The sequence below is a fragment of the Ruegeria sp. BHSB196 genome (assembly GCF_059613135.1).
The window spans coordinates 1-4,632 of record NZ_JBXWRY010000070.1 but is presented as its reverse complement, the minus strand read 5'-3'; the positions used below and the strand labels follow the sequence as shown (position 1 = coordinate 4,632).

The following is a 4,632-nucleotide window of genomic DNA, read 5'->3' as shown; positions in this document are numbered from 1 at the left end:
GAAGGCATGGCGCACCATCGAGGTGCGCGCCACCTCGCCGAACGTGCCGATATGCGGCAGACCCGACGGGCCATAGCCGGTCTCGAACAGAACGTATCCCTTTTCCGGCGGCGCTTTCTGATAGCGTTTGAGAACCCGGCGCGCCTCTTCGAAAGGCCAGGCCTTGGACGCAAGAGCGGTTTCGCGCAGTTCAGACATCTGTTTCGGTCTCCATCGGAAAAAGGCGGCGGCGGCACGGTGCGGCCGGCCCGGTCTCTCCTATTGTGCTGGTGCAGCATGAGTCAACAAAGCATCGCGCTTTGAGGAGTTGAACCCGGCCCCCGCACTCCGTATCGTGCGCCCGAGGCAAACCGCAGCAGGACCGAATGATGACCCAGCAAGCCCCCCATCCGATGACCCCGCAGGATTGCTTGGTGGCGATCATGGTGGCGATCTCCGCCTCGGACGAAAACATCCGCACCGCCGAGCTGGTCAAGATCGAGACCGCGGTGAACATGCTCCCCATCTTCGCCGAATACGACATCGACCGCGTTCAGCGGGTGTCACAGGTCGTCTTCGACCTGTTCGAGCAGGAGGACGGGCTCGACGCGCTGTTCGGCCTGATCCGCGACAACCTGCCCGAGCGGCTCAACGAAACCGCCTATGCGCTGGCCTGCGACGTTGCAGCTGCCGACGGCAAGCTGGCCGAAACCGAACTGCGCCTGCTCGAAGAAATCCGGTACGAGCTGAACATCGACCGCCTGCACGCCGCCGCCATCGAACGCGGCGCCCGGGCGCGCCACGTGGTCTGACCGGGCGCTCAACTCCCGTACAGGCTCCCCCAGCGTTCGATGAGCGCCTGTTGCAGCTTTCTGGACTGCCGGTTCCACGGTCGCGCGCCTTCGGGGCGTTCCCGCTCCGCCTTGCTGAGCTTGGCCCGCCGCGCGATGTCGGCGGTGAAGATCGCAAAGGCCAGTTCCGCCCCGCCCGCCGTGGTCATGAAACCGCCCAGCCCCGAGACGAAATTCAGCGTTCCGGTCTTGGCATCGACCCGGATCGGATGCCCCTTGATCGGCCGCCCCTTGCTGTCTTTCAGCGTGAAGGGCTTGAGCAGGGGCCGCAGCGCCTCCGCCCTGCGCGCCGCGATCAGCGCCGTCACCAGATCCGCCGGTGCCATGCGCGAGGCATCGCCCAGGCCCGAATGATCCACCATCGCGATCCGCGACGTGCCATAGGTCTCGGCGGCCCAGCGGTTCATCTCGGCGGCGGACTCGCGCAGGTCCGCCGGACGCACGCCCCGCGCGACCGTGGCCGCCATGCCGACCATCTCGGCGGTGATGTTGGTCGAGTATTTCAACATCCCGCGCAGGATGTTCTTCAACGGCTCGCTGCGATGCGTCACCAGCACCGTGCCGGACGGCGGCGTACGCACCACCTGCACCCGGCCCAGCACGATCCCGTTCACCCGCGCCAGCGTCTGGAACACATCCCCCGCATAGAGCGACGGCTTGCGCACCGGCAGCCACCGCGCGCCGCCCTTGCCCAGCGCGCCGCTCGCCACGGTCCAGTTGTCCACCCGTGCGCTGGCCGCGTAGGTATAGATCGGCAGGTTGCGGTTCGCGACCGTCATTTTCGCCATCGCCACACGCGGCTTGTAATTCGCGCTGCGCGCATCCATCGCCACGTCATAGCCCTTGGCGCCGCGCTTCCACTCGAAATGCACCCGGTTGAAGTTGAGCGCGATCCCGGTCACCGCCGGGCTGTAGCCCACGTGATCCGGCTGCGACGGATCGATGCTGTGGACATAGGGCAAGGCGCCTTCATAGACCTTGAAGGCCCCGCGCACCTCGCGGATGCCCGCCTTCCTCAGATTGGCCGCCATGGTCGCAAGGGCCTCGGTGTCCAAGAGCGGATCGCCGCCCCCGGCCAGGATCAGATCGCCCTGCAGCACGCCGTTTTCCACCGGACCGTCCGCAATCAGCCGCGTCTCGAACCGGTGGTCCGGCCCCAGCACGTCCAGCGCATAGAGCGCGGTCAGCGCCTTGGCGACGCTGGCGGGCGGCAGACCGCTGCCCGCGCCCACCGACTCCAACTGCGCCCCGCTGCGCACGTCGGCCACGGCGAAAACCACCTTGCCGCGCAGCCCCGCCGCCTGAATGACCCGTTCGGGCCCGTTCAGCGGCGCTCGGCGCATCTGCGGTCTCAGCGAAGCTTCCGGTGCGCCGGCCCAGCCGGCCGCGGGGCTCAATGCAGCGCCCAGTCCAACAAGAAATGCCCGACGTGAAATCCGATCAAACATGCGCCAATAGAATCTCAGCGATTACCGTCAAACAAGAAGCTATCTCTGAATTCTCCCGTTCCGGGACAAATTTGTCGACAGGTTTTTTGCAAGCGATACGAATGGTTTGCGCAAACCCTGCGTGACGGCAACAAAATGTCGGGAGATCCTGGTGCTGCCGGAGAGATTTGAACTCTCGACCTCTCCCTTACCAAGGGAGTGCTCTACCCCTGAGCTACGGCAGCGCGGTGAGCGGGTGATTAGACTCAAACGATACTGCGCGCAAGGGTGTCTGGACGGTTTTTTTCCCCTCCTGTAGAGAATGACCATGGCAGACAGGAAACCACCAAAAAAACCCGGGCAAGCCGAACAGACGCGCGACGACCGGCTCAAGGCCGCGCTCAAGGCCAATCTGGCCCGGCGCAAGGCACAGGCCAGGGCGCGCGCGGCGTCCGGGCCCAAGGCCGGTTCCAAAGAGGGGTAGGAGCAGATGGATTCGATACTCGTTACAGGCAACGGGCCGCTCAGCGGCCAGATCCCGATCGCCGGGGCCAAGAATGCCTGCCTGACCCTCATGCCGGCCACGCTGCTCAGCGACGAGCCGCTGACCCTCACCAACGCCCCGCGGCTGAGCGACATCAAGACGATGACGCTGCTGCTGCAATCGCTGGGGGCCGAGGTCTCGGCGCTGCAGGACGGGCAGGTTCTGGCCATGTCCAGCCACGATCTGACCAGCCACACCGCGGATTACGAGATCGTGCGCAAGATGCGCGCCTCCAACCTCGTGCTGGGACCGCTGCTCGCGCGGATGGGCCGGGCCGTCGTGTCCCTCCCCGGCGGCTGCGCCATCGGCGCGCGGCCGATGGACCTGCATGTCGAGGCGCTGCAGGCCCTGGGGGCCGAGATCGACCTGAAAGACGGCTACCTGCATGCCAGCGCCCCCAACGGGCTGAAAGGCGCGGTGCATGAATTGCGCTTTGCCTCTGTGGGCGCGACCGAGAACATGGTGATGGCGGCAGCGCTCGCCAAGGGCACCACGGTGCTGAAGAACGCGGCGCGCGAGCCCGAGATCGTCGATCTGGTGCACTGCCTGCGCAAGATGGGCGCGCAGATCGCGGGCGAGGGAACGTCCACCATCGAGATTCAGGGCGTCGACCGCCTGCACGGCGCCACCCATCAGGTCGTCACCGACCGGATCGAACTGGGCACCTACATGCTCGCCCCCGCCATCTGCGGCGGCGATGTCGAATTGCTCGGCGGCCGGCTCGACCTGGTCGGCGCCTTCGCCGAAAAGCTGGACGCGGCGGGCATCCAGGTCGCGGAAACCGACAAGGGGCTCAGGGTCACGCGCCGCAATGGCCGGGTCAACGCGGTGAACGTCACCACAGAACCCTTCCCGGGCTTCCCCACCGACCTTCAGGCCCAGATGATGGCCCTGATGTGCACGGCCGAGGGCACATCGGTTCTCGAGGAACGCATTTTCGAGAACCGATTCATGCACGCGCCGGAACTGATGCGCATGGGGGCCGAGATCGAGGTGCATGGCGGCACCGCCACCGTCACCGGCGTCGAACGGCTCAAGGGCGCGCCGGTGATGGCCACCGATCTGCGCGCCTCGGTCTCGCTGATCCTGGCCGGGCTCGCGGCCGAGGGCGAAACCGTGGTCAGCCGGGTCTATCACCTGGACCGCGGCTATGAACATGTCGTGCGCAAGCTGGAAGGCGTGGGTGCAAAAATCGAACGGATCAAAGGCTGATGGCAGACGCAACATTCGAAGACGGGCGCGAGGCGCCGCTCTATCTCGGCGCCGAGGATGCCGAGGATCTCAGGATCATCGCGTCGCTCGCGCAGGATGCGGTCTTTCCCGCGACCGAGATGACCTGGCGCCCGTCCGAACGCCGTTTCGCCCTGCTGCTCAACCGCTTCCGCTGGGAAGACCGCGACGCCGCCGAGCGCCGCGGCCGGCCCTATGAGCGCGTGCAGTCGCTGCTCGCCTTCGACAACGTGCTGGGCGTGGCCAGCCAAGGGGTGGACCGCCGCGACGAGGACACCATCCTGTCGCTGCTGGACATCGCGTTCGAACCGGGCGAAGACGGCGCGGGGAATATCCTGCTGACATTGGCGGGGGATGGCGCGATCCGACTCTCGGTCGAGGCGCTGGAATGTACGCTCAAGGATGTGACCCGACCCTATCAGGCGCCGTCGAAACAGGCACCGAGCCATTCGATCTAGGTGAACAACAAGCGCGGGATATCGCAGGCATTCTCCGCCGTGCCGAAAGGCGAAGAGATTCGCCGCGCCAGCCCGTTCGACATTTTCGACATGAGCCGGGTTCTGACCCGTGCCATCGAAAGGCTCTGCGTGGACGACCACGG

The 4,632-nt window shown here is 66.1% G+C and carries 5 protein-coding genes, 1 tRNA gene and 1 pseudogene; 4 read left to right on the top strand and 3 right to left on the bottom strand.

Going from position 1 to position 4,632, the window contains the following annotated elements; translation table 11 throughout:
- Positions 1-198, bottom strand: a pseudogene (gene lysK / locus AC2FNJ_RS19850) (lysine--tRNA ligase); the annotation flags it as partial.
- 170 nt (positions 199-368) lie between these two features.
- Between lysK and AC2FNJ_RS19845 the strand changes: the two are divergent.
- A complete protein-coding gene (locus AC2FNJ_RS19845; protein ID WP_496766753.1) occupies positions 369-791 on the top strand; it encodes a tellurite resistance TerB family protein in 423 nt (140 codons plus the stop codon).
- Positions 792-799: 8 nt separating this feature from the next.
- On the opposite strand, the gene dacB is transcribed toward AC2FNJ_RS19845, so the two are convergent.
- Positions 800-2,278 (bottom strand): D-alanyl-D-alanine carboxypeptidase/D-alanyl-D-alanine endopeptidase, encoded by a 1,479-nt coding sequence (gene dacB / locus AC2FNJ_RS19840; protein WP_496766751.1) that lies wholly within the window; start codon positions 2,276-2,278, stop codon positions 800-802.
- A gap of 149 nt (positions 2,279-2,427) precedes the next feature.
- Positions 2,428-2,502, bottom strand: a tRNA-Thr gene (locus AC2FNJ_RS19835).
- Between the two features lie 83 nt (positions 2,503-2,585).
- On the opposite strand from AC2FNJ_RS19835, the gene AC2FNJ_RS19830 reads away from it, so the two are divergent.
- From AC2FNJ_RS19830 to AC2FNJ_RS19820, 3 genes are read left to right on the top strand one after another with little or no spacing between them, the layout of a single operon-like run.
- Positions 2,586-2,741, top strand: coding sequence for a hypothetical protein (locus AC2FNJ_RS19830; protein WP_496766750.1), 156 nt, complete (start codon positions 2,586-2,588; stop codon positions 2,739-2,741).
- Positions 2,742-2,747: 6 nt separating this feature from the next.
- Positions 2,748-4,013, top strand: coding sequence for a UDP-N-acetylglucosamine 1-carboxyvinyltransferase (gene murA / locus AC2FNJ_RS19825; protein WP_496766748.1), 1,266 nt, complete (start codon positions 2,748-2,750; stop codon positions 4,011-4,013).
- Positions 4,013-4,489, top strand: a complete 477-nt coding sequence (locus AC2FNJ_RS19820) for a DUF2948 family protein (RefSeq protein ID WP_496766747.1) — start codon at positions 4,013-4,015, stop codon at positions 4,487-4,489. The genes murA and AC2FNJ_RS19820 overlap by 1 nt, the downstream gene beginning before the upstream one ends.
- Positions 4,490-4,632 lie beyond the last annotated feature (143 nt).